The organism is Vibrio sp. CAU 1672 (genome assembly GCF_029223195.1).
Lineage (GTDB): Bacteria > Pseudomonadota > Gammaproteobacteria > Enterobacterales > Vibrionaceae > Vibrio.
Genome location: NZ_JARHUF010000070.1, coordinates 1 through 1,144 on the forward strand (window position 1 = coordinate 1; position 1,144 = coordinate 1,144).

At 39.3% G+C, this 1,144-nt stretch carries 2 protein-coding genes; both read right to left on the bottom strand.

Annotation, left to right across the window (positions count from 1 at the left end):
- Positions 1-233 precede the first annotated feature (233 nt).
- Positions 234-866, bottom strand: a complete 633-nt coding sequence (locus tag P2G85_RS21460; RefSeq protein ID WP_072600857.1) for a hypothetical protein — start codon at positions 864-866, stop codon at positions 234-236.
- Between the two features lie 147 nt (positions 867-1,013).
- On the bottom strand, positions 1,014-1,144 hold a 131-nt coding region (locus tag P2G85_RS21465), incomplete at its 5' end, for a peptide deformylase (protein WP_275866024.1).

Below are 1,144 nucleotides of genomic sequence, written 5' to 3' on the forward strand. Positions count from 1 at the left end.
ACAGATTGAAAAGACTCGACCGAAACCTTGTCAATTAGCCCAGGCAATTGTTCAAATTGAGCAAGCTCTTCATACAAGTTACTACTATCGATATGTGACATATTTCCTCGAAAACATAACGCCCTGTTAAGGGGTGAGCAACGCAATACAAAAGCCGCCGCAAACCACCTTAATCACTTAAACCAACGCATAGTAAAAATGCCACGCGTTGCGAATCCCTCTTAAACAGTTTGTTAGCTTTTTCTTTCGATTGACTCCATGAGAGTTTTACTTGTTTGTAAGCCGGGCTGTCGTATATCAAAGTGCATTTCTCTATGCACTTTGTAACTAAACAACTCTCCGTCCATGGTTTTGAAACTGACATCTAACTTTACGTTGATATGTGGTGGCAAACTTCTATCTTTTGGTTTTCCTAAATATTTTTCGAAAACATCTGCTTGAGTAGTCCCACTTGTAACATGTTCATTAGGAGCCAATATGAAAGTCTCTTTGGTTTCCGTACCCATTGGAGTTGTTGGCTCATCAAGTAGTTTGTCACCGTAGTAAACCTTGAACTCTGAATCGACAATTTGAATAGGGACATTTGACACATTAGCATATGAAAACATTATCCCTTGAGGTGGATTATCAACAGAAATGACATTTGTCCCATTTTTGCCAACGACCCATTGATAATCTCTAAACTTTAATAAAGGCTCAGACAAACTTGATAAACCTCTTTGAATCACCTTGAGGGCTTTAGAGACATTTTCTGATGATTTTTGAGACGACCAAAAACCAATAACAGCAACTAGTGCCAATATGTAGGTTGATACGAAATATAGTATTTCCCAACTGGAAAATGATTTTAGTGCACTGTCTTCCATTTATACTCCTTTAAAAGCTAACGCCCTGTTAAGGGGTGAGCAACGCAATACCGATGCCGCCGCATACCACCTTAATCACTTAAACCAACGCATAGTGAAAATGCCACGCGTTGCGAATCCCTCTTGAACAGTTTGTTATGAGCGTGGTTAAGAGTGCGCTTTGACGTACTTTTTAACCTTTTTCATAGCCATTTGACGCTTAAGTGGCGAAAGATAGTCGATAAACAAGTTACCCGATAAATGATCTATTTCGTGCTGCATTACGATGGCTAGAAACT

Coding starts and splice junctions, on each gene's coding strand:
- P2G85_RS21460 (WP_072600857.1), bottom strand. CDS start 866: ATGGAAGACAGTGCACTAAAATCATTTTCCAGTTGGGAAATACTATAT.